The organism is Pseudomonas syringae (assembly GCF_002157375.1).
GTDB lineage: Bacteria > Pseudomonadota > Gammaproteobacteria > Pseudomonadales > Pseudomonadaceae > Aquipseudomonas > Aquipseudomonas syringae_T.
Window position 1 is genome coordinate 355,310 of the sequence record NZ_MTSA01000002.1, and the last position, 22,176, is coordinate 377,485.

General features: G+C 61.1%; 24 protein-coding genes. 7 read left to right on the top strand and 17 right to left on the bottom strand.

The features are described from left to right. Positions 1 to 297: 297 nt before the first annotated feature. From BW686_RS03520 to exaC, 8 genes are all read right to left on the bottom strand, one after another. Entirely contained in the window at positions 298 to 1,029 is a 732-nt protein-coding gene (locus tag BW686_RS03520) for a S24 family peptidase (protein WP_084914233.1), read from the bottom strand. Positions 1,030 to 1,386: 357 nt separating this feature from the next. Continuing rightward, complete coding sequence (gene ppa / locus BW686_RS03525) at positions 1,387 to 1,914, bottom strand: inorganic diphosphatase (RefSeq protein ID WP_003379107.1); 528 nt, start codon at positions 1,912 to 1,914, stop codon at positions 1,387 to 1,389. A gap of 109 nt (positions 1,915 to 2,023) precedes the next feature. After that, the gene (locus tag BW686_RS03530; RefSeq protein WP_084914234.1) at positions 2,024 to 2,833 is read right to left on the bottom strand and encodes a M90 family metallopeptidase; all 810 of its coding nucleotides are present in this window, start codon (positions 2,831 to 2,833) and stop codon (positions 2,024 to 2,026) included. Positions 2,834 to 2,836: 3 nt separating this feature from the next. Next, complete coding sequence (locus BW686_RS03535; protein ID WP_084914235.1) at positions 2,837 to 3,484, bottom strand: DedA family protein; 648 nt, start codon at positions 3,482 to 3,484, stop codon at positions 2,837 to 2,839. A gap of 162 nt (positions 3,485 to 3,646) precedes the next feature. Further along, positions 3,647 to 4,105 (bottom strand): GNAT family N-acetyltransferase, encoded by a 459-nt coding sequence (locus BW686_RS03540; protein ID WP_084914236.1) that lies wholly within the window; start codon positions 4,103 to 4,105, stop codon positions 3,647 to 3,649. 84 nt (positions 4,106 to 4,189) lie between these two features. Then, positions 4,190 to 5,053: an ethanolamine ammonia-lyase subunit EutC gene (gene eutC, locus BW686_RS03545; RefSeq protein ID WP_084914237.1), complete on the bottom strand. Its 864-nt coding sequence runs from the start codon at positions 5,051 to 5,053 to the stop codon at positions 4,190 to 4,192. Next, positions 5,050 to 6,444 carry an ethanolamine ammonia-lyase subunit EutB gene (locus tag BW686_RS03550; RefSeq protein WP_084914238.1) on the bottom strand — a complete coding sequence of 465 codons (1,395 nt, stop codon included), beginning with the start codon at positions 6,442 to 6,444 and terminating at the stop codon, positions 5,050 to 5,052. Before BW686_RS03550 ends, eutC begins: the two co-directional genes overlap by 4 nt. A gap of 423 nt (positions 6,445 to 6,867) precedes the next feature. Then, positions 6,868 to 8,388, bottom strand: coding sequence for an acetaldehyde dehydrogenase ExaC (exaC, locus tag BW686_RS03555; RefSeq protein ID WP_084914239.1), 1,521 nt, complete (start codon positions 8,386 to 8,388; stop codon positions 6,868 to 6,870). 226 nt (positions 8,389 to 8,614) lie between these two features. Here exaC and mpl point away from each other — a divergent pair, with 226 nt between their 5' ends. The 3 genes from mpl to BW686_RS03570 are packed head-to-tail and all read left to right on the top strand — an operon-like array spanning position 8,615 to position 10,867. Further along, complete coding sequence (gene mpl, locus BW686_RS03560) at positions 8,615 to 9,964, top strand: UDP-N-acetylmuramate:L-alanyl-gamma-D-glutamyl-meso-diaminopimelate ligase (RefSeq protein ID WP_084914240.1); 1,350 nt, start codon at positions 8,615 to 8,617, stop codon at positions 9,962 to 9,964. Next, positions 9,961 to 10,590, top strand: a complete 630-nt coding sequence (ubiX, locus tag BW686_RS03565; protein ID WP_084914241.1) for a flavin prenyltransferase UbiX — start codon at positions 9,961 to 9,963, stop codon at positions 10,588 to 10,590. The genes mpl and ubiX overlap by 4 nt, the downstream gene beginning before the upstream one ends. Beyond that, positions 10,583 to 10,867: a YceK/YidQ family lipoprotein gene (locus BW686_RS03570; protein WP_003393455.1), complete on the top strand. Its 285-nt coding sequence runs from the start codon at positions 10,583 to 10,585 to the stop codon at positions 10,865 to 10,867. The genes ubiX and BW686_RS03570 overlap by 8 nt, the downstream gene beginning before the upstream one ends. A gap of 227 nt (positions 10,868 to 11,094) precedes the next feature. On the opposite strand, the gene BW686_RS03575 is transcribed toward BW686_RS03570, so the two are convergent. From BW686_RS03575 to BW686_RS03585, 3 genes are all read right to left on the bottom strand, one after another. Beyond that, positions 11,095 to 11,736 (bottom strand): oxidoreductase, encoded by a 642-nt coding sequence (locus BW686_RS03575; protein ID WP_084914242.1) that lies wholly within the window; start codon positions 11,734 to 11,736, stop codon positions 11,095 to 11,097. 27 nt (positions 11,737 to 11,763) lie between these two features. Then, complete coding sequence (locus tag BW686_RS03580; RefSeq protein WP_084914243.1) at positions 11,764 to 13,491, bottom strand: C13 family peptidase; 1,728 nt, start codon at positions 13,489 to 13,491, stop codon at positions 11,764 to 11,766. 140 nt (positions 13,492 to 13,631) lie between these two features. Continuing rightward, positions 13,632 to 14,087, bottom strand: a complete 456-nt coding sequence (locus BW686_RS03585) for a MaoC family dehydratase (RefSeq protein ID WP_084914244.1) — start codon at positions 14,085 to 14,087, stop codon at positions 13,632 to 13,634. Positions 14,088 to 14,283: 196 nt separating this feature from the next. Between BW686_RS03585 and BW686_RS03590 the strand changes: the two genes are divergently transcribed. From BW686_RS03590 to BW686_RS03600, 3 genes are read left to right on the top strand one after another with little or no spacing between them, the layout of a single operon-like run. Continuing rightward, the gene (locus tag BW686_RS03590; RefSeq protein WP_084914245.1) at positions 14,284 to 14,646 is read left to right on the top strand and encodes a CidA/LrgA family protein; all 363 of its coding nucleotides are present in this window, start codon (positions 14,284 to 14,286) and stop codon (positions 14,644 to 14,646) included. Continuing rightward, positions 14,643 to 15,359, top strand: coding sequence for an LrgB family protein (locus tag BW686_RS03595; RefSeq protein WP_084914246.1), 717 nt, complete (start codon positions 14,643 to 14,645; stop codon positions 15,357 to 15,359). The genes BW686_RS03590 and BW686_RS03595 overlap by 4 nt, the downstream gene beginning before the upstream one ends. 17 nt (positions 15,360 to 15,376) lie before the next feature. After that, the gene (locus tag BW686_RS03600) at positions 15,377 to 15,967 is read left to right on the top strand and encodes an LON peptidase substrate-binding domain-containing protein (RefSeq protein ID WP_084914247.1); all 591 of its coding nucleotides are present in this window, start codon (positions 15,377 to 15,379) and stop codon (positions 15,965 to 15,967) included. Positions 15,968 to 16,016: 49 nt separating this feature from the next. On the opposite strand, the gene BW686_RS03605 is transcribed toward BW686_RS03600, so the two are convergent. The 6 genes from BW686_RS03605 to BW686_RS03630 all read right to left on the bottom strand — a co-directional run bounded on the left by BW686_RS03605 (position 16,017) and on the right by BW686_RS03630 (position 20,664). Beyond that, positions 16,017 to 16,583 carry a DUF4136 domain-containing protein gene (locus tag BW686_RS03605; RefSeq protein ID WP_084914248.1) on the bottom strand — a complete coding sequence of 189 codons (567 nt, stop codon included), beginning with the start codon at positions 16,581 to 16,583 and terminating at the stop codon, positions 16,017 to 16,019. 17 nt (positions 16,584 to 16,600) lie between these two features. After that, on the bottom strand, positions 16,601 to 17,224 hold the full coding sequence (locus BW686_RS03610) for a DUF4136 domain-containing protein (RefSeq protein WP_084914249.1): 624 nt from the start codon (positions 17,222 to 17,224) through the stop codon (positions 16,601 to 16,603). Positions 17,225 to 17,243: 19 nt separating this feature from the next. Next, positions 17,244 to 17,993: a methyltransferase domain-containing protein gene (locus BW686_RS03615; protein WP_084914250.1), complete on the bottom strand. Its 750-nt coding sequence runs from the start codon at positions 17,991 to 17,993 to the stop codon at positions 17,244 to 17,246. Next, complete coding sequence (locus tag BW686_RS03620) at positions 17,990 to 18,295, bottom strand: MazG-like family protein (RefSeq protein WP_084914251.1); 306 nt, start codon at positions 18,293 to 18,295, stop codon at positions 17,990 to 17,992. Before BW686_RS03620 ends, BW686_RS03615 begins: the two co-directional genes overlap by 4 nt. A 122-nt stretch (positions 18,296 to 18,417) precedes the next feature. Further along, positions 18,418 to 19,278 (bottom strand): MaoC family dehydratase, encoded by an 861-nt coding sequence (locus BW686_RS03625; RefSeq protein ID WP_084914252.1) that lies wholly within the window; start codon positions 19,276 to 19,278, stop codon positions 18,418 to 18,420. Between the two features lie 30 nt (positions 19,279 to 19,308). Further along, complete coding sequence (locus tag BW686_RS03630; protein WP_084914253.1) at positions 19,309 to 20,664, bottom strand: 3-oxoacyl-ACP reductase; 1,356 nt, start codon at positions 20,662 to 20,664, stop codon at positions 19,309 to 19,311. A 108-nt stretch (positions 20,665 to 20,772) separates the two neighbouring features. On the opposite strand from BW686_RS03630, the gene BW686_RS03635 reads away from it, so the two are divergent. Beyond that, complete coding sequence (locus tag BW686_RS03635) at positions 20,773 to 22,050, top strand: acetyl-CoA C-acetyltransferase (RefSeq protein ID WP_084914254.1); 1,278 nt, start codon at positions 20,773 to 20,775, stop codon at positions 22,048 to 22,050. The last annotated feature ends 126 nt before the right edge of the window (positions 22,051 to 22,176 follow it).

Consider the following 22,176-nt stretch of genomic DNA (forward strand, 5'->3'; position numbering starts at 1 on the left):
CGGAGCACGGCTCAGAAAGAGTCGAGCAAAGAAATCTGCGATATATCAGCTGTTTGGAAGTTAAAAAGCCGGCTTGTGGCCGGCTTCTCGTAGGCGATTCCAGTCTATTTTTGATAAACCGCAATCGCCTTCAACAGGTGCGCTCCTGAAGAAGCGCGAATAGATAACAGGGCAAACGGATCACATGCCCTGTTCAAGCACACCGCCGCTCAAGGGCGACCTATGCTCTGGATGGCGCCCAGAATACTAAAATCCGTCGCCAATGCCCAGCCCGAATACTTTCCCGCCCCGACTCCCTCACAACAGCAGCATTGCGTTGCGTCGGCTGTTCAGTGTCGACCACCAGAATATCCAGCCCAGGATGCGGATCTTCTCCCGGTCGATATCCTCGCCGCTGAACACCTCGTCCGGGTATTCGGCGTCGTTGTGGCTGCGCAGGCGCAGGCCGCCGTTGGGGAGGCGGTAGAGGTAGCGGACGCGCAGGATGCCGCCGTGTTCGAGGGCGTAGATTTCGCCGTCGATGACTTGGGTCAGTTCGCGGTCTACGCCGAGGATCGAGCCATCCTGGATCTTGTCAGCCATGCTGTTGCCGACCATGGCAACGCACATGCAGTTTTTCGGGTCGATGCCCATGGTTTGCAGAACCTGCAGGGGCAGGCGGATTTTCTGGCCGGGGGCTTCGGCCAGGACTGTTTTGCTGACACCGTGGGTGGATTCGACTTCCATGTAGATCTGGATTTCCACGTCGCCGCGCAGGACGTTTCTCGTTTGCTGGATAGCCATTCGCGTGTCGCCGCCGGTGCTTTCGGGGGCGGGTTCGTTGGGGTGTTTGGGGCCGTCGCCGGTGCGCAGCCAGCGCGCGTTGACGGTTAGTAATTCAGCCACCTCGTCGATGCGGGCCATTGGCACGCCGCGCTTGAACCAGTTATTGACGTGCTGCGGCGTGATTTTGCGGTTGGCGGCAAAATCAGTCGCGGTGAGGTGGCACTCCCGAAGGAGGATGCGGAGTCGATCGCCTGATGTATTCATGGGCAGAATTCTACGGGCGTCGCTGGGGCGTTTAAATGAACGAGGTGTTGAGGTCGACGTTATCCCAAGGGGGTGGCGGCTATCTGGACTACGGATGGAATGAATATCGTGTAGGCCAATTCCGTAATAGCGCTTTTTCGACTAAACGATGCATCAGGCGTTTACCCCGGCTATACGGGCATTAACGGACTGTTTATCAACTGGCTAAAAGTCGAGTGCATTTTTAAACATGAGATTTGCAAAAAAGACGTGAGTGGCGCGTTTTTCAGGACGGGTATGGCGGGGGGATGGGGCGGGGAGGGCAGAAGCGTGTTTCCGGACACCTGCATCAAGTGCCCGGAAACGCCTGATCGATGATCAGCCTTTGAAGGCTTCTACCGATTTCATGATCTCGGCGCGGGCAGCGTCAGCGTTGCCCCAACCTTCGATCTTCACCCACTTGCCTTTTTCGAGATCCTTGTAGTTCTCGAAGAAGTGCTTGATTTGCTCAAGCAGCAGCGGCGGCAGGTCGGTGTACTCTTTCACGTCGACGTACAGCTGGGACAGCTTGTCGTGGGGGACTGCGATGACTTTGGCATCGCCGCCGCCGTCGTCAGTCATGTGCAGGATGCCGACCGGGCGTGCGCGGATGACCGAACCCGGGGTGACCGGGTAAGGCGTGACTACCAGCACGTCCAGCGGGTCGCCGTCGTCGGCCAGGGTGTTAGGGATGAAACCGTAGTTGGCCGGGTAGAACATCGGGGTGGCCATGAAACGGTCAACGAACAGGCAATCGGTGTCTTTGTCGATTTCGTACTTGATCGGCGCGTGGTTGGCCGGGATTTCGATCGCGACGTAGATGTCGTTCGGCAGGTCTTTGCCTGCCGGAATCTTGCTGTAGCTCATTGGGCATTGTCCCCTGGTTGACCAGACAGATTGTGGCGCGAACCGCCATAAAGTGGTCCGGATTATAGGCATATTCTGTTTTGGTTGCCATGCATGGCCTCGGTAGCGGTCAGTTGTCCTGATAAGCCGGGGCGTGTTGGCGCAATGCGTCGAGCCGCGCGAGAGGGTCCTGACGGTAGAACGCTTTCAGTTGCTCGTAGACCGAAGGGTAAGTGCTGTGCAGCAGGTCCGGGGCGCTGAAAAAGTACTCGCTGGTCACGGCGAAGAACTCGGCAGGGTCTTGTGCGGCATAAGGGTCGATGGCGGTGTCGGCATCCGGGTCCTCATCCAGCTGCCGGTTCAGGTCATCGAACGCGTGCTGCATCGTGCTGGCCCATTCAGTCACCCGCATGTCGCTGTGCAGCGGCGGCAGGCCATTGGCATCGCCGTTGAGCATGTCGAGTTTGTGCGCCAGTTCGTGAATGACCAGGTTGTAGCCGTCCCAGTCGCCGCTGCTCAGCACGCCCGGCCAGGCCAGAATCACGGGGCCTTGCAGCCACGCCTCGCCACTGTGTTCGCCGTCCCACTCGTGTTCGACGCCGCTGGCATCACGATGGCGTTGCGGGCTGACGAAGTCGTCCGGGTACAGCACGATCTCGTGAAAGCCCTGATACCAGTTCAGGTCGCCGAGACCCAGCACTGGCAATTGCGCCTGGGCCGCGAGGAAAAGCCGCTGCTCGTCGTCCAGCTCCACGCCCGGCAGTGCGCTGAGGTATTTGTCGTTCAGAAACAGCACGCAGGCGTCGCGCAGTGTTGCGTCCTGCCCGGCGCTCAGGCCGTCGAGAATCGGCAGGCGCTCGCGCACTTTTTGCCACAGCTCGTCAGCAACCGGATGTCTGGCGAGGGTTCGTCGCCTGCGCCAGTTGCTGAGTGACCACATGGCTCAGCGAGCGTCGACCGGAGGCGCGCTGCGGCTGCGCACCACACCGATGATCATCGGCACCAGCGAAAGCACGATGATCGCCAGCACCAGCAGGGTCAGGTTGTGTTTGATGAACGGCACGTTGCCGAAGAAGAAACCCAGGGTGACCAGGCTGCCGACCCACAACACCGAGCCCAGCACGCTGAAGCCCACAAAACGCGGATAAGACATCCTGCCGACGCCGGCCACGAATGGCGCAAACGTACGGATGATCGGAAGGAAGCGCGCCAGCGTGACGGTTTTGCCGCCGTGGCGTTCGTAGAAGTCCTGAGTGCGCACCAGGTAATCACGACGGAAGATGCGTGACCTGGAGTTGCTGAACAGTTTTTCCCCGACCGTCCGGCCAATAACGTAATTGGTGCTGTCACCTATGATCGCTGCCAGCATCAGCAGCCCGGCCAGCAAGACCGGGTCCATGCCGCCACCGGCCGCCACGGCGCCAGCGATGAACAGCAACGAATCGCCCGGCAGGAAAGGCATGATCACCAGCCCGGTCTCGCAGAAGATCACCAGAAACAGGATCGCGTAAACCCAGGGGCCGTAGTTGGTTACCAGCAGATCAAGGTAGACGTCGAGATGCAGAATAAGGTCGAGCGGGTTGAATTCCATTGAAGCACCTGAGGCGAACACCCTGTCCGGGGTCGCATGCGGAAGAAGCGACTGCGCGGCATTATAGAAGCAGAATGCGCAGAAGAGGTTCCGTAATAATGCGCGGGCAGGGCTGGCGCGGCCAGACGCGGCAGCCGGGCCGCGTGCGGGCGAGTGCGGTGGTCAGTCGGAGTTGATGGGCAGCACGTAGTTTTTGAACTGGGTGTCTTCCTTGAAACCGATGGACTCATAGACCTTTTGTGCCACCTCGTTGTTGCTGCTGGTGGACACGCGCAGTCGTACGGCCTGGGTTTCCTTGGCCATCTTCTTGGCTTGCTTCATCAGGTGATCGGCGACCAGTTGGCGACGAGCGTCTTCGGCGACGTAGATGTCGTTGAGAATCCACACCCGTTTCAGCGAAAGAGAAGAGTAGCTCGGGTAGAGCTGGCAAAACCCCAAGAGCCTTCCTTCGTCGTCATTGGCCAGCGCCAGATAGATGACCGACTCTTCCCGCCGCAGGCGTTTTTCGAGGAAGTCCCGCGACGAGTCCGGAAACGCCGCTTCGCCGTAGAACTCACGGTACTTGATGAACAGCGGGCAGAGCAGGTCCAGATGTTCGAGAGTGGCTTTGATGATCCGCATGGTTTGGCCTCGACTTCCCTATGGGCTGATGCAGTTCGCCGGGATGATGATGCAATCCTGCCCGGCAGCTTTAGAAAGCACAATCTAATGCGGGTCAGCCGGACCGTCGAGCAGGAAATTGCCGATCTGTTTGTCCGAATGATCGGCAGCGCCGTCGGACTCCAGCGTCTTCAGCTCGGCCTCGTCCTTCAGGCTGACCCCGGAAATCTGCCGTCGACACGCTTCGCGCATCAGGTACAGCAGACGATGGGCGGCCATCGCGTAGCTCAGCCCTTCCAGGCGCACGTTGGAAATACAGTTGCGGTGCGCATCATTCAGCCCGACTTTGGGGCCGTACGTGAAGTACAGCCCCAGGCTGTCCGGAGAGCTGAGGCCGGGGCGCTCGCCGATCAGAATGACCACCATCTTCGCACCGAGCCGTTCGCCGACTTCGTCCGCCACGGCCACGCGACCCTGTTCGACCAAGATCACCGGCGACAGCGTCCAGCCGTCGGCACTGGCTTGTTCTTCCAGTCGGGTCAGGAACGGTACGGCGTGACGATGCACGGCGAGGGCGGACAGCCCGTCAGCCACCACCACGGCCAGGTCGAGGCCGCCAGGATGAGCCGCGGCGTAGTCACGCAGGGTTTGCGCCGATTCGTCGTTCAGGCGCCGGCCGAGGTCCGGGCGTTGCAGGTAGCTGTGCCGGTCGGCGGCAGCGCTGTGCAGCAGCAGGGTTTCCCGGCCTTTTTCGGCCAGTTGCGCGCTGATCGCGGCGTGATCGAACGCAAGGTGAACGGCATCGCGTGCCTGCGCATGTGCGGCTTGAAAGTCGAGCTGTGCGCAGGTCGGCAGGCTGGTGCCGGTGCGGCCCAGTGCGATACGCGCGGACGTCAGGCGGCGCAGCTCCAGCCAGGGGTTGGCTGGCTGGGAGCTGTCTTGAATCTCGTTCATCGGCTGATCACTCATGCGAGATGCGCCAAGGCCTGGCGAAAGGCGGGCGGCAGGCTGTCACCGAAACGGACGCGGCCATCGGCCTGGGTGAAGATGCCCATTTTCTCCAGCCACGCTTCGTATTCCGGTGCGGGGCGCAGGCCCAGGCTTTGTCGGGCGTACAGCGCATCATGGAACGAGGTGGTCTGGTAATTGAGCATGATGTCGTCGGAGCCGGGGATGCCCATGATGAAGTTGATTCCGGCAACGCCCAACAGCGTCAACAGCGTGTCCATGTCGTCCTGATCGGCTTCGGCGTGATTGGTGTAGCAGATGTCGCAGCCCATCGGCACGCCCAGCAACTTGCCGCAAAAGTGATCCTCCAGACCGGCGCGGATGATCTGCTTGCCGTTGTACAGGTACTCCGGTCCGATGAAGCCGACCACCGTGTTCACCAGGAACGGATTGAAATGCCGGGCGACGGCATAGGCGCGGGTTTCGCAGGTCTGTTGATCGACGCCGTGATGCGCGTTGGCCGACAGCGCGCTGCCTTGCCCGGTCTCGAAATACATCAGGTTTTGCCCGAGTGTGCCGCGGTTCAGGCTCAGCCCCGCGTCGTAGCCTTCCTGCAGCAACTTAAGGCTGATGCCGAAGCTGGCATTGGCCGCTTCGGTGCCGGTGATCGACTGGAAGACCAGGTCGACCGGCACGCCCCGGTTGATGACTTCGATGGAGGTAGTGACGTGGGTCAGCACGCAGGACTGGGTCGGGATTTCATAGCGCTGGACGATGGCGTCGAGCATCTCCAGCAGGGCGACGATGGACGAGGTGCTGTCGGTGGCCGGGTTGATGCCGATCATGGCGTCGCCGTTACCGTACAGCAGGCCGTCCAGCACGCTGGCGGCAATGCCGGATGGATCGTCGGTGGGGTGGTTGGGTTGCAGGCGGGTCGAGAGACGGCCGCGCAGGCCCATGGTGTTGCGGAAGCGGGTGACAACACGGATCTTCTGCGCCACCAGCACCAGATCCTGCACGCGCATGATCTTCGACACCGCCGCTGCCATTTCCGGTGTTAGGCCCGGGGCCAGTGCGCGTAGGCTGGTCTCATCGGCCAGGTCGCTGAGCAGCCAGTCACGAAAACCGCCTACCGTCAGGTGGCTGACCGGCGCGAAGGCTGGTTTGTCGTGGGTGTCGATGATCAGGCGGGTGACTTCGTCCTGCTCGTAGGGAATCAACGCTTCTTCAAGAAAGTGCTTGAGCGGAATATTCGCCAGCGCCATTTGCGCGGCCACCCGCTCGCCATCGTTTTGCGCCGCGACTTCAGCGAGATAATCACCGGAGCGCGCCGGGCTGGCCTTGGCCATGACTTCTTTGAGGCTGTCGAAGCGGTACGTCTGCGCACCGACAGAATGGGAAAAGCTCGCCATACAGGTTCTCCATGACGTCGCGCTGTTCGCGTCGGACGTAGTCTTGCGGCCAAACCGGTGACGTCCCGGTTCAAACGACTGTGGGAAGCGATGTAAGCAATTAATACTCCATCCCGACCGGGAGTGCGAGTTTGCAGGCGGAAGCGGATCAGTCCAGGGCAGGATGCATCACGCCGCAGCGTTAAGCCGGGGCGTGATGCACAGGGTTGGTGCGTGGTGTGGTTCATCGCGCAAAGCGTCCACAATGCTGGAGCGCTCATCGTGATACACAAGTCCGCTTTTGAGTCTGGCCGAAGGCCGTCGGAGCGAACGTGTTCGCGAGAGGGCCAGTACATTTTCCGATAAGTTATCGTCTGAACGACTGGCTTCGCGTACAAGTCCGCTCCGACAGGGGCATTCCAACTTGAGCGGCGACTTACCTGCCTAGAAAAAACCCAACGGATTCGTGTCGTAGCTCACCAGCAGGTTTTTGGTCTGTTGGTAATGCTCAAGCGCGATTTTGTGGGTTTCGCGGCCGACGCCGGACTTCTTGTAGCCACCGAACGCGGCGTGTGCCGGGTACAGGTGGTAGCAGTTGGTCCAGACTCGCCCGGCTTTGATCGCCCGGCCCACGCGGTAGGCGCGGTTGATGTCGCGGGTCCACAAGCCTGCACCCAGGCCGAACTCGGTGTCGTTGGCAATTGCCACGGCTTCGGCTTCGTCCTTGAAGGTCGTGACGCTGACCACCGGGCCGAAGATTTCCTCCTGGAAGACGCGCATCTTGTTGTTGCCTTTGAGCAGCGTGGGCTGAATGTAATAGCCCGTCGACAGATCGCCCTCCAGCTTCTCGACCTTGCCGCCGGTCAGTAGCTCGGCGCCTTCGCCTTTGGCGATGTCCAGGTACGAAAGAATCTTGTCGAATTGTTGCTCGGACGCCTGAGCGCCGACCATGGTGTCGGTGTCCAGCGGGTCGCCGCGTTTGATCTTCTCGACCTTGCGCATCACCGCTTCCATGAACTGCGGGTAGATCGACTCCTGCACCAGCGCTCGGGACGGGCAGGTGCAGACTTCGCCCTGATTGAAGAACGCCAGCACCAGACCCTCGGCGGCTTTGTCGATGAACTCCGGCTCGGCGCTCATGATGTCTTCGAAGAAGATGTTCGGCGACTTGCCGCCCAGCTCAACGGTGGACGGAATAATGTTGTCCGCGGCCAGTTTCATGATGTGCGAGCCTACCGGTGTCGAGCCGGTGAAGGCGATCTTGGCAATGCGCTTGCTGCTGGCCAGGGCTTCGCCGGCTTCGCGGCCATAACCTTGCACGATGTTCAGCACGCCGGGAGGCAACAGGTCACCGATCAGCTCGACCAGTACGCTGATCCCCAGCGGGGTCTGTTCGGCCGGCTTGAGCACGATGCAGTTGCCGGCAGCCAGCGCCGGGGCGAGTTTCCAGGCGGCCATCAAAATCGGGAAGTTCCACGGGATGATCTGCCCGACCACCCCCAGCGGCTCGTGAATGTGATACGCCACCGTGTTGCCGTCGATCTCTGCTGCGCTGCCTTCCTGAGCGCGCAACACGCCAGCGAAGTAGCGGAAATGGTCAGCGGCCAGCGGGATGTCGGCGTTGAGGGTTTCGCGAATCGCCTTGCCGTTGTCCCAGGTCTCGGTGATGGCCAGGACTTCGAGATTGGCTTCGATGCGGTCTGCGATTTTCAGCAGAACCAGCGAGCGCGCCTGCACCGAGGTCGAGCCCCAGGCGTCGGCTGCCGCGTGGGCCGCGTCGAGCGCTTTTTCGATGTCTTCGGCGGTAGAGCGCGGGAATTCGGCGATGGCCTTGCCATTGACGGGGGAGGTGTTGGTGAAATACTGGCCGTTGACCGGCGGGACGAATTCGCCGCCAATATAGTTACCGTAGCGTTCCTTGAAATTGACGATAGCGCCTTCGGTACCGGGATGAGCGTAACGCATGGTATGTCTCCTGGTTCTTGTTGTGAGGGAGTCTGTGTCTGATTCTGCTTTCGGGTGTGTGGCAAGAAGCGTTCAAGAATAGGCCATTTGCATTCAGCCGTGGCTAGGACTTTAGGCTTATCCGCAGGCTATTGAAATGCCTCCAGGGCGCAACGCCGCAGAGAAACTCAGGGTGCCATTTAACCGCCCCTACGTTAACCTGCGTGGATGTTCTGAGAGGTTGGTCATGCATATTCATATCCTTGGTATCTGCGGCACGTTCATGGGTTCGCTGGCGGTGCTCGCCAAAGAGTTGGGGCACCGGGTCACCGGTTCCGATGCCAACGTCTATCCACCGATGAGCACGCAGCTGGAAGCGCAGGGCATCGAGCTGACTCAGGGCTACGACCCTGTGCAACTGGTCCCGGCACCGGACCTGGTGGTGGTCGGCAATGCGCTGTCACGTGGCAACCCGGCGGTTGAATATGTCTTGAATCAAGGCTTGCCGTATGTGTCCGGCCCGCAATGGCTGGCGGACCACGTGCTGCAAGGTCGCTGGGTGCTGGCGGTGGCCGGCACGCACGGCAAAACCACCACCAGCAGCATGCTGGCCTGGGTGCTGGAACACGCAGGCATGAGCCCCGGTTTTCTGATCGGCGGCATCCCGCAGAATTTCGCGGTGTCGGCGCGTATCGGCGAAACGCCGTTCTTCGTGGTGGAAGCCGACGAATACGACAGTGCGTTCTTCGACAAGCGCTCCAAATTCGTTCATTACCGTCCGCGCACGGCGATCCTCAATAACCTCGAGTTCGATCACGCCGACATTTTTCCTGATCTGCCAGCCATCGAGCGGCAGTTTCATCACCTGGTGCGCACCATCCCCGGTGAAGGCCTGGTGATTCACCCGACCACCGAGCCTGCGCTGTCTCGCGTGATCGAAATGGGGTGCTGGACGCCCGTGCAGACCACCGGCGAAGGCGGTCAGTGGCAGGCGCGGCTGTTGAGCGAAGACGGCTCGCGGTTTGAGGTGTTGTTCGAGGGCGAGCTTCAGGGCGCCGTCGAATGGGACATGACCGGCCAGCACAACGTGGCCAACGCGCTGGCCACCCTTGCCGCTGCGCGCCATGTTGGCGTGGTGCCTTTGCTGGGCGTGCAGGCGCTGAGTGCGTTCAAAAGCGTCAAGCGGCGCATGGAGAAGGTCGCCGACGTACGCGGCATCACCATTTATGACGATTTCGCTCACCACCCGACCGCGATTGCCACCACGCTGGATGGCCTGCGCAAGAAGGTCGGCGTTGCGCCGATCATTGCCGTGGTCGAGCCACGCTCCAATTCCATGAAGCTCGGCGCGCACCGCGACGGCTTGCCGGAAAGCGTGAGCCAGGCCGATCAGGTGGTCTGGTATGCGCCGCCGAATCTGGGCTGGGACTTGGCGGCGACCGTGGCCGGGGGCAGCGTGCCTGCGCAGGTCTGTGATTCGATTGAAGCCATTATCGAGCAGGTGAAACGTCAGGCGCAGCCTGGCGCTCACATCGTCATCATGAGCAACGGCGGCTTTGGCGGATTGCATGGCAAGCTGGCAGAGGCGCTGAAATGAGCGGCCCGGAGCGCGTCACGGTTGCTATGACTGGCGCATCAGGCGCGCAATATGGTCTGCGATTGCTGGACTGTCTGGTGCGTGAGGACCGAGAAGTACATTTTCTCATCTCCAAGGCTGCGCAATTGGTGATGGCCACCGAGACTGACGTGCGCCTGCCGCCCAAACCGATGATGATGCAGGCGTTCCTGACGGAATACACCGGCGCGTCGGCCGGGCAGATTCGGGTCTATGGCCGCGACGACTGGATGTCGCCGGTTGCTTCGGGTTCAGGTTCGCCCAGTGCGATGGTGGTGGTGCCGTGCTCCACCGGCTCGTTGTCGGCGATTGCCACCGGGGCCTGTAACAACCTGATCGAGCGCGCCGCCGACGTCACCTTGAAAGAGCGTCGGCAATTGATTCTGGTGCCCCGCGAGGCGCCGTTTTCCAGCATCCATCTGGAACACATGCTCAAGCTGTCGAACATGGGCGCGGTGATTTTGCCAGCGTCTCCCGGTTTCTACCATCAACCACAAACCATCGACGACCTCGTGGACTTTGTGGTCGCGCGGATTCTCAACCTGTTGAACATCCCTCAGGACATGCTGCCGCGTTGGGGCGAGCATCATGTGGGCGGCGATGAATAAGCTGCTGCTGGTGGCATTGGCGCTCGCACTGACAGGCTGCGCCACCGCGCGAACGCTCAATGCGGCCAAGCCCGGTGCGCCGGTGGTGTACGCGGGTACGCGGCTGAACATGTACGCGTTGCAGGGCGGCTGCTGTGCGGCGGACCGGTTCGGCGCAGAAGCACCGAGCTATCCGGGTCTGGACCTGCCCGGCAGCGCGTTGCTCGACACGCTATTGCTGCCGCTGTCATTGCTGACGGCGGCGGGCTTGGGGGTCCAGGCGACGGGCGGGCTTTAGGCTCTGTACGTAAAGTGGCTGCGCATCGGTGATGCTGCGTTGAAAACAGGCTCAGAATGCTCATTTACAAACAGTAGAGTCGGGCGCGACCCCGGCCGTTCCTCGCCTGTTTTTGCCTTGCCTGACCTTCGCTCGCCGACTTTTCGTACAGAACCTAGAGGATCAGAGACGACTGGCGTGGCAATGCATGCCCACGCGGAGCGTTGGAACGATCATCGAGCGCTCGCCTACTTGCCCAACTTGCGCAATTCATCCGACTCGACAATCCGTACACCGTTCTGCTCTTCGAGCGCCAGGCGCCACATGGCGCGGGCCAGTTGGCAGGCTTCGATGGCGCCGTATTTACCGGGAATCAGTTTGGCGATGGGCGCGGCCAGTTGTTCGACCCAGCGGGTCTCGGTGCGGCTGCCCACCAGCAGGGACGGGCGGGCGATGGTCAGTTGCGGCCAATCCTGCGCGCGCAATGCCTGCTCCATCTCGCCTTTGATGCGGTTGTAGAAGGTGCTGGACTTCGGGTCTGCGCCGATGGCACTGATGACCAGCAAATGACGGGCGCCCAGTTCGCGAGCGCGGTGGGCGAACGCGAGTACCAGGTCCAGATCGACTGCCTTGAAAGCGTCTTGCGATCCCGCTTGCTTGATCGTGGTGCCCAGGCAGCAGAAGGCAATGTCCACACGCCCAGCCAGCGCCGGCAGCAGTGCGGTCAGATCGCCGACCGGGTTTTCAAGGTGTGGGTGTTCTGCCAGAGGTCGACGCGTTGGGGCCAGCACGCGGCTGACGGTGGGCTCGTTGAGCAGTCGATCGAGCAAGTGCTCGCCCGTCAGGCCCGTGGCTCCTGCAAGCAGGATATGTTGCGGCGTCAGGTACATGGTGCTACTCCCTTTATTCTGATAAGCCTAGCGGCTTGTCGAGGTCTTCGCTTCCGAGCGAGTCAACGCCGTGTTCAACGCGCGTTCGGCCTGGGTTTTGCGCAACTGCTGCCAGCGCGCCAGAACTCCTTTTGGTGCCCATATCTGCGGTTCGGAGGCTTCGAAATTATCCTCGGTCTCGCGTTGCGCGACATAGGTTTTGGCATCATTGAAAGCTTGTTGCAGGTCATCGGTTTCGACCAATGCCTTGGCAAATAGTGCATCACCGAAATAAGTGAAGTCGGCTTCCTCCGAGCAACCGAACGAAACGCGGTCTGCGCGTGAAGCCGTCATGATCAAGGTGCGCTCGTCTTTGAGGTCCGGGATGAAACCACCGGAATAGCAGGCCGAAATCACCACCACCTTATCGCGGTTTTTCAGCGGTGCAAGGGCCGCAGCCAACGCGTCGGCGGGCAGGTCGGCCAGCGACAGGCGCGGCTGGTCGAGTACCAGCTCGTGGTCCTGGGTGCCGTGGCTGGTCAGGTAAATGAAGACCAGGTCTTCCGGGCCGGAGCGTTGAGCGATGGTCTGGACCGCGCGCGTGATGGTCTCGCGGGTGGCCATCGGGCGATCATCCATGTGGTCGCGGTGGTTGACCAGGCTGACCTGGCCGACGGCGCCGAACCGGGATTTGAGCAGGTTGCTGACATAGTCCGCCTCGCGCATGAACACGCTCTGCTTGCCGTCGCCCCCTACAACCAGCGTGTACAGCTCGGTGGCCGGCGTGGACGCAGGTACGGCCGCGAGCGCGTGGTCCAGCAGACTGCCTTGCGCCAACAGCCCTTTTTCAAGCGTATCAGGCAGCAACTTGCCTTTGGCATCACGCACGCGCTGGCCGTTTGCCCAGATGCCTTTTTCTTCTTTGCCGTCCGGCGAAATCAGCACGCCGTTGCCCTGATAGGTGTCATCGGCGAACTGACCGACATAGCGACTGCCGTCGGCCAGTTGCAGTTGACCCTGGCCCGAGAAGCGCCAGTTGTCGAAATCACCCTGGTAACGGCTGCCGTCAGAGCCGATCAGCTCGCCCTTGCCGGTCAGTGCGCCTTCCTTGAACTCACCGCTCCAGACATCGCCATCGCTATTTTCGTAGCGGCCTTGGCCGTCAAGCTGGCTGTTGCGGAAGTTGCCGACGTATTGATCACCGTCAGCGCTGGTGAAGCTGCCGGTGCCTTGCAGTTGTCCGTTGACGAAGTTGCCGCTGTATTGATTGCCGCTGGCATCGCTGCGCGAGCCTTCGCCGTTGGCCTTGCCGTTGGCGAACATGCCTTGATGCTGGCTGCCGTCTTCCAGCTCCAGACGGCCGGGACCGTTATACAGCCCCGCCTTGAACTGGCCTCGGTACAGCACGCCCTTGTCCTTCTGCGTGCCTTCGCCGTCACGCAGCCCGAGTTTGAAATGACCCACATAGCTCGCGCCGCTGTGGCTGGTCAGTCGGCCCTGGCCATGAAACAGGCCCTGTTCAAAGCCGCCTTTGTAGACGTCGCCGTTGGCCGCGTGCCATTCACCCTGGCCTTGCCACAGCCCTTTCTCGAACTGCCCGGCGTACCAGCTGCCGTTGGGGTAATCGATCCGGCCCTGGCCCTGCAGTGTGCCGTTGACGATATCACCGCGGTAGCGTCCGCCATCGGGCAGACGGCCGTCCGGGGGCAGCAGTGATTCGCCATCACCGCAGCCTGCGATCAAGAGGGTCAAAGCCAGTGGAGCGAGCGCGCGCATGTGATATCCCGGAAGAATGATTCAGTGGCGGGCCCGGCTCTGCTTGAGCAGATGTCTTGGGGCACGACCGCAGGGGAGTATGCCGCAGCGAGTAAGCGGGATGAAACAGTCTGTTACGACTGTTTCATGTTTTAAACGTGTTACACAAAACAAAGGGTCAGCGGTTCGGCGATAAAAGCGGGTTTTTCCTGACCCTCCACCTCCAGTGTGGCGGTTGCCTTGAGTAGCCACTGGCCCGGCTTTTTCTCGGTCACGTCCGTCAGCTGAAGCTTGAGGCGAACACGTGAATTGACCGGCACCGGCTGAATGAAGCGCAGGCTGTCCATGCCATAGTTGACCGCCATCTTCAGCCCCTCAGGCAGCACCATGATGCCCTCCATGAGCTTGGGGATCAGCGACAGCGACAGAAAACCGTGGGCGATCGTGGTGCCAAACGGGGTCTGCGCGGCTTTGACCGGGTCGACATGAATGAACTGGAAATCCCCTGTCGCTTCAGCAAACAGGTTGATACGTTCCTGGTCAATGGTCAGCCAGTCTGAATATTCCGGTTCTTTGCCAACGTATTGCGTGAGTGCTGTGACGGGTACAAAAGGCATGTCGCTTTCCTTGTCTGGTGAGGTATCAGCGGTGTCGCCTGCCGAGTGGGGGTTGCAGGTGAATCACAAGATCAGCAGAGGGTTGCCGGTTGGTCAAGCGACTGAAGGGACGCGAATACCTGGCCATGATCCCTGGCCTGGCGTGTTTATAATGGCGCCGTGAATTCGCCGGATTCGTTTACTTGCTGGAGTCCTCATGTTGTTACGGGGTTTGACATGGCTGGTGCTGTTCCAATTGTTGGGAACAGCGCTCAACCATCTGTTTCTGTCGATATTGCCGGGGCCGATCATCGGGCTGGTATTGCTGATGGCTTATCTGATGATTCGCGGTGAAGTCAGCGAACCGATCAGCGTGGCTGCCAGCAGTCTGTTGCGCTATCTGCCCTTGCTGTTGGTGCCGCCCGCTGTCGGCGTGATGGTGTACGCATCGGCCATCGCCGAGGATTTCTGGGCGATCTTCGGCACGCTGACCGTGTCGCTGATGATTTCGCTGACGTTTGTCGGCTGGCTGATGCAGAAGCTTATCCAGCGTCAGAACCGCCGCCGGGAGGTCTCATGAGTCTGGACTGGCATGGCGCCTGGCTGTCGGTGATTCACCACCCCTTGTTTGGCATCGCGATCACGCTGGGGGCTTATCAACTGGCGACGGCGGCGTACGAAAAGACCCGCTGGCTGTTTTTACAGCCGGTGCTGGTGTCGATGGTCGTGGTGATCGGGGTCGTGCTGTTCTGTGGTCTGGAGTACAGCGAGTACCGCAAAAGCACCGAAATCCTGGGCACGCTGCTGGGGCCGGCGACCGTTGCGCTGGCCGTGCCCCTTTATCTGAATATGCGGCGGATTCGGCAGTTGCTCTGGCCCGTATTGACTACGCTGGTAATCGGCGGCGTGTTTGCGACCGGGCTGTGTGTCGGGCTCGGGATGCTGTTGGGTGCCGATCATATGATTCTGATGACCATGGCGCCAAAATCGGTGACATCGCCAATTGCCATGCTGGTGGCCGAGCAGATCGGCGGTGTGGCGGCGCTGGCGGCGGTTTTTGTATTGATTACCGGTGTATTTGGTGCCATTTTCGGCCCGGGTCTGCTGTCGCTGGCCGGGGTGGATCATCCCGCGGCTCGCGGCATGGCACTGGGCTTGACCGCGCATGCGGTGGGAACGTCCGTGGCCTTGCAGGAAGGTGAAGAATCGGGGGCTTTTGCTGCATTGGCAATGAGTCTGATGGGCGTTGCAACGGCACTGTTCCTGCCGCTGGCAATGTCGCTGGCCATTTAAAGGGGGGAGGCTTTCACATGACATTGCCATTGTTTCCACTGAACGCCGTGCTGTTTCCGGGGTGCGTTCTTGATCTGCAGCTGTTTGAAGCTCGTTATCTGGACATGATCAGCCGCTGCATGAAGCAGGGGCAGGGGTTCGGTGTGGTGTGCATCACCGAAGGGAGCGAAGTCGGGTCCGTGCCGGGCGGCTATTCGCGGATTGGCTGTGAAGCACTGGTCGAGGACTTCGAGCAACAGGACAACGGTCTGTTGGGCATTCGGGTCGTGGGCGGTCGCCGCTTTCGGGTAATCGCTGCCGAAGTTCAGCGCGATCAATTGCTGGTGGCCGAGGTTGAATGGCTGGAAGAGCCCCAGGAGCGTCCGTTACAGGAAGAAGATGCCGACCTGGTTGCGCTGCTCGAAGCGCTGGCCGAACACCCGATGGTTGCGTCCCTGAACATGGGCGTGTCCGCCGAAGGTCAATACGCGTTGTCTAACCAGCTTGCCTACCTGCTGCCGTTCACCGAGAAAGACAAGGTCGAACTGCTGGAAATCGACGACCCCGAAGAGCGCCTTGACGCGATTCAGGAACTGCTCGATGAAATGCAGGGCGACATGCAGGCTTGAACTGAGGGAAAGAGGGCTGAGCTCACGGTGCTTCTCGTTCGAAACCCGATCAGCGCGGCGGGTATTGCGCCAGAATTTTTGCGACGGTGGTGCGGATGGCTTGCTCGCGTTCGGCCGGGTTGTCGGCGTTGTCATTGAGGATACGCTCGGTGCTGCCTCGCCAGACCAGTTTGCCGTCCTTGGCGTCGAGCAGGTCGATCTGCAAGGTGCTGACCTTATAGTCGACGCTGCGGGTTTCAGTGTTGATCGGACCGTTCCAGTAGCCATAACCGCCCCAAGGGCTCCAGCCGCCACCGTATTGGGTGCTCACGGTCTGCTGGCGATTTTCGACAATCAGCCAGGTCTGCACTTTCAGGTCCGAACGCGCACCGGCAGCGGCCATGCGCAAGCCGCGCTGATCCAGTTGATCGGCGATTGACTGGCGGATGCGCTGCTCGGTCAGGTCGCTCTTGAGTCGCGGGTCGTTATCCGGCTGATACTGAACCGCGGGCTCCTTCCAGCTCCAGGTGCGATAACCGCCGAAATCCCGCTGGGCATCAAAGTCGCGATTGATCGATTGGGTCTGACAGGCAGTCAGCAGCAGGGCGCAGGACAGCAAGACAATACGGCGGAACATGGCAGTTCTCCGAAAAATTACGAAGGCGGATAAGCCGTCAGCGCCTGTTGCACGGCCTGACGCAGAGCTTTGCTGCGGTCTGCCAGATTGTTGCTGCTGTGCGCGTCTGCACTGGCGCTCCAGACAGGCTGGCCAGTGCGCGCATCGAACAGGTTGATCTGGACCACCATCACTTTTTCCTGATACGTGCGCACCACCGGCACGCTGGCGTAGCCGCCATAACCCGGCCGATAGCCGCCGTAAGGACCATAACCCGCGCCGCCGCCGTAATAGGGGTCGACATCTTCACGCACCTGGCGCAACCGAACCTCCTGACGCGTCGTGGCGCTGACGTACAGGTCGGCAGGCTGATTATTCCGAGCCGGCCTCAGGCCCCGCTGGTCCAGGCCATTGCTCATGGCTTCGACCACTTGCGCGGAATCGACCCAGGCTGTGCCGGGTGGCAACTGACCGTTGAGCCAGCCCCAGGTCCGGTACTTTCCATAATCCCGTGGCGGCGCGGGGTAAGCGCTCATGTCCAGGGTGTTGGCCGCCTGTGGCGGAGCGGGCGGCATCGGCAGCGAACTGGCCACATACGGATTGTCGCTTTGGCAGGCGCTGACCCCGAAGAACAGGGCCAGCAAGGCAAGACGGTGCTTCATGAGGGTCTCCGCAATTGTGTCAGACCGGACGGCAGATCCAGTGCAGGTATCGACCCAGCCCTGCAAAAGCCGGGTGACGCCGATGCGCCAGTTCCATTTCCAGCATATCCGTCAGTTCGGCCCGGGCCTGGAATTCAACGGGCATGTAATCGTGAAACACCCGCACGCCGCTACGGGTTTCGACGCTCCACAGCCCTTCAAGTTGCGCCGCCAGTTCCCGAGGGTCGAGCGGTTGCTGGGGCGTCAGGCTCTGTTTTTCTCCGGCCATGTCATTCTTGCGCATTTTGCGGAAATGGCCCTTGAGCAAATTGCGATAAATCAGCGCGTCGCGATTGTAGAACGCCAGCGACAGCCAGCCCTCGGCGTTTGTCAGCCGGCGCAGCACCGGAAGGATCGCGTGCGGCTCGGCCAGCCATTCCAGCACGGCGTGGCACAGCACCACATCGTAAGTGTCGCTCAGCAAGTCGGGCAGCGCCTGCCACGGAGCCTGAATGAACGTGGCCGTCTGTCCGGCATCGGCAAAACGCTGGCGAGCGCCTTCCAGCATCGGCTCGGCGGGTTCGGCCAGCGTCACCTCGTGACCTTGCTCGGCCAGCCACAGCGACATATGACCCAACCCCGCGCCGATGTCCAGCACGCGCAACGGACGCTTGGGCAAGGTCTCGGTCAAGTCCGCCTGCAACACAGCCAGACGAATCGCGCCTTTCGCACCGCCGTAGATCTTTTCCGCGAAACGGGTCGCCAACTGGTCGAAATGACGATCACTCACCGGGCGAATCTCCGCTCACTGTCCGCCAGTTTGTTGCGCACCACCGTCTCCATGTCCAGCCCGAGTTCGCTGCACAGCAGCAACAGGTAAAGGACAATGTCGCCGACTTCCTGGCCAGCATGCTCCAACTGATCGGCAGGCAACTCGCGGGACTGGTCCTCGCGCAGCCACTGAAATATTTCCACCAGCTCGGCCATCTCCACGCTGGCCGCCATCGCCAGGTTTTTGGGGCTGTGAAAGGGCTTCCAGTCGTTCTGGTCGCGAATACGGTGCAGGCGTTGGGTCAACTCGTCGAGGTTCATCGTGCTCTCCTGAAGACGCATAGCTTCAGGGGGAACGGGTCGCCAGGCAAGTGGGCGTTGAGGTTTGTTCAGCCGAGCCTCGTCCTTGGTGATAGAACAAGGCTCCCTGGCCAGTCAAACGCTTACGGGGCCACCGGCTGCCAATGACCGGTCATGTGGACAATGCCGTCATCGCCGTCGATCCGGAACTGACCGTGTACCCCGGCGGCATTGGCCGACAGTGCCACGTCGGCGGGCAGGCGCACCGATTTCTGGAATTGCACGCTGATCTCGACATTCGAGGCCGGCAAATGCTCATCCAGCGCGGCCAGAGCGCGCGCTTTCAGCCACATGCCGTGAGCGATGGCGCGCGGAAAACCGAACATCTTGGCACTGGGTGCGCTCAGGTGAATCGGGTTGTAGTCCCCCGACACCTTGGCGTAATCACGGCCGATCTGTGGCGTCGCCCGCCAGCTTTCCACGTGCATCATCGGCAGCAACACGGACTCTTCCTGCTCGGCAGACGAGCTGTCCGGCTTGGCTGCCGTGCAGAGCATGGTGCTTTCTTCTTCCCAAAGCAGGCCCAGGCCATCTTCAGCCTGAGTCAGCAGCGTGAACATCGCCCCTTTACGGTGTGGGCGCAGGTTGGTGGCCTGAACACTGATGTACAGCTGGCTGACGCCTCCGAGCGGGCGATGGACGCAGATGCAGTTGTCGACATGGATCAGCCCCAGCAGCGGGAACGGGAACTCCTGCGAAGTCATCAACTGCATCTGTAGCTGAAATGCCATCACATGTGGATAGGTCGGCGGCAGCAGGCTGCTGTCCTCGAACCCGCAGACCTTTCGGTAAGCTTCGAGCTTTTCGTTGTCCACCGCGATCCAGCTGCGCAGCCCCAGATCGGGTAGCTGCGAGCCGGTTACCTTGCGACGGCGCAGTGCCGCCTGGATAAACAGGTTGGAAAGAGGTTGCAAAGAATCGAGGTAGCGCCAGTGAGCCGTCATCGTCCATCTCCTTGAATTCAGTGCGAGACCTCAGGCCCCGATCACGTTTTGACCACAGACACGCAGAACCTGACCACTGACCGCGCCGCTGCCCGGCTGGCTGAACCAGGCCACGGCTTCTGCTACGTCCTGTGGCGAACCGCCCTGGCCCAGCGAACTCATGCGTCGGCCTGCCTCACGCAAGGTGAACGGCATATGGGCGGTCATCTTCGTTTCGATGAACCCCGGCGCAACCGCATTAATACTGATGCCTCGCGCCTTGAGTCCGGGGGCCATCGCCCGGGCAAAGCCGATCAGGCCGGCCTTGCTGGTGGTGTAGTTGGTTTGTCCGCGATTCCCGGCGATACCGCTGATCGACGCCATCAGAATGATTCGGGCATCGTCTTTCAGCGCGCCGGCGTCGAGCAGCACCTGCGTCAGCACTTGCGGAGCATTGAGGTTGACGGCCAGCACCGAGTCCCAGAAATCTTCCGGCATGTTGGCCAGCGTCTTGTCGCGAGTAATGCCCGCGTTATGGACCAGAATGTCGACGCCATCCGGCAGGTGCTCAAGCAGTTGAGCAGGGGCGTCTTCCGAGCAGATATCCAGCGCCAGGGCCTGGCCGCCAAGCCGTGAGGCCAGCGCTTCCAGCTCTTTTCGGGTCTGAGGCACATCCAGCAGAATGACCTGCGCGCCATCACGGGTCAGGGTTTCGGCAATTGACGCACCGATGCCCCGTGCCGCGCCGGTCACCACCGCTTTGCGACCGGCCAGCGGACGCGTCCAGTCCTGGACCTTCGTCGGGCAGGCAGTCAGGTGAACAAACTGACCGGAGATGAACGCCGCCTTGGGCGTCAGGAAGAAGCGCAGTGCGCCTTCCAGTTGATCCTGAGCGTCTTCATCCACCTGCAACAACTTGACCGTTGCACCGTTGCGCACTTCCTTGGCCAGCGAGCGGCTGAAACCCTCGATGGCCTGTTGAGTGCTGGCGGCCAGCGGGTCATCAAGGGTGGCCGGCGCTCTGCCAAGAATCACGACATGTGCGCAATGGTCGAGATTGCGCAGCAGTGGCTGAAAGAAATCCCGAAGCTGCCTGAGCTGTTCGGTGCGCAGGATCTGGCTGGCGTCGAATACCACGGCCTTCAGTCGAGGCCCTTGATTGGAGACCCAAGTGGTTGCACCCGGCATGTCGCTGCCGAAACTGTACAGCGAGTCTGTCAGGCGGCTGGCGAATTGTCTGACCTCATCGCCCAGCGGCCCCGCACTGATCAGCAGCGTGCCTTCGACAGGGCGCAAACGCCCGGCCTGCCAACGCTCCAGGTGGGTGGGAGCGGGCAGACCGACGGCGCTCACCAGACGACGACCCATGTCGGAGTTGGCGAAATCGATATAGCGATCTGACGGCATGGAACACTCTCCTGAAGTCGGGGTTCAAAGGAATGGACCACGGTGGCACGACATTTGTTCTTGCTATCGACACGGCTCATTCATCCGTTTGAAGAAAGGGAGTTTTCCATGACGCATCCTCGTCGTGTCGCCATCGTCGGCGGTAATCGCATTCCGTTCGCCCGCTCCAATGGTCCCTACGCCAAGGCCAGCAATCAGGACATGCTGACCGCAGCGCTCGAAGGTTTGATCGAGCGCTTCAACCTGCATGGTTTGCGCATGGGCGAGGTGGCGGCGGGCGCAGTGCTCAAGCATTCCAGAGATTTCAACCTGACCCGAGAATGCGTTCTGGGATCACGGCTGTCTGCCCAGACCCCGGCCTACGACATTCAGCAGGCCTGCGGCACCGGGCTGGAGGCTGCGCTGCTGGTGGCCAACAAGATTGCGCTGGGGCAGATCGAGTGCGGCATTGCCGGTGGCGTGGACACCACGTCCGATGCGCCGATAGGCGTCAATGAAGGGCTGCGCAACATTCTGCTGCAGGTCAATCGCAGCAAGACGCCTGGCGACAAGCTCAAGACCCTTTTGCAGCTACGTCCGCATCACCTCAAGCCGGAACTGCCACGCAACGGCGAACCGCGCACGCGTCTTTCGATGGGTCAGCATTGCGAATTGATGGCGCAGACCTGGGGCATAGAGCGGGCACCGCAAGACCAACTGGCGCTGGAAAGCCACCTGAAAATGGCGGCGGCCTATGCCGAGGGCTGGCACGATGACCTGATGACGCCCTACCTGGGGCTGAACCGTGACAACAATCTGCGCCCGGACCTGACGCTGGAAAAACTGGCGAGCCTCAAACCGGCTTTCGAGCGCAGCGCCAAAGGCACGTTGTCGGCAGGTAATTCGACACCTCTGACGGACGGTGCGTCGGTGGTGTTGCTGGCCAGCGAAGAATGGGCGCGTGAACGAGGCTTGCCGGTGCTGGCTTACTGGCGTGACGGCGAGGCGGCAGCGGTGGATTTCGTCAACGGTGCAGAAGGGCTGTTGATGGCGCCGGCCTACGCCGTTCCGCGCCTGTTAGCGCGCAATGGTCTGACGCTTCAGGACTTCGATTATTACGAGATTCATGAAGCCTTTGCCGCTCAGGTGCTGTGTACCCTCAAGGCGTGGGAAGATGCCGATTACTGCAAGACCCGCCTTGGCCTTGACGCACCATTGGGGTCAATTGACCGCAGCAAAATGAACGTCAAAGGCAGCTCACTGGCCGCTGGTCATCCGTTTGCCGCCACGGGAGGCCGCATTGTCGCCAACCTGGCCAAACTACTGGACGCGGCAGGCAGCGGGCGCGGACTGATCTCCATCTGCGCCGCAGGCGGGCAGGGCGTGACGGCGATATTGGAACGTTAGGCCAATGCCTGGGGCGTGGGCACAAGAGGTGTTCGTGCGGTCGCTGCTCGCTCCGCACGCTCCCGCGTGGGAATGCCGCTCGTGGCGCTCTGCGTCACATTCATGCGGCGCGCTTTCAAGACCGGA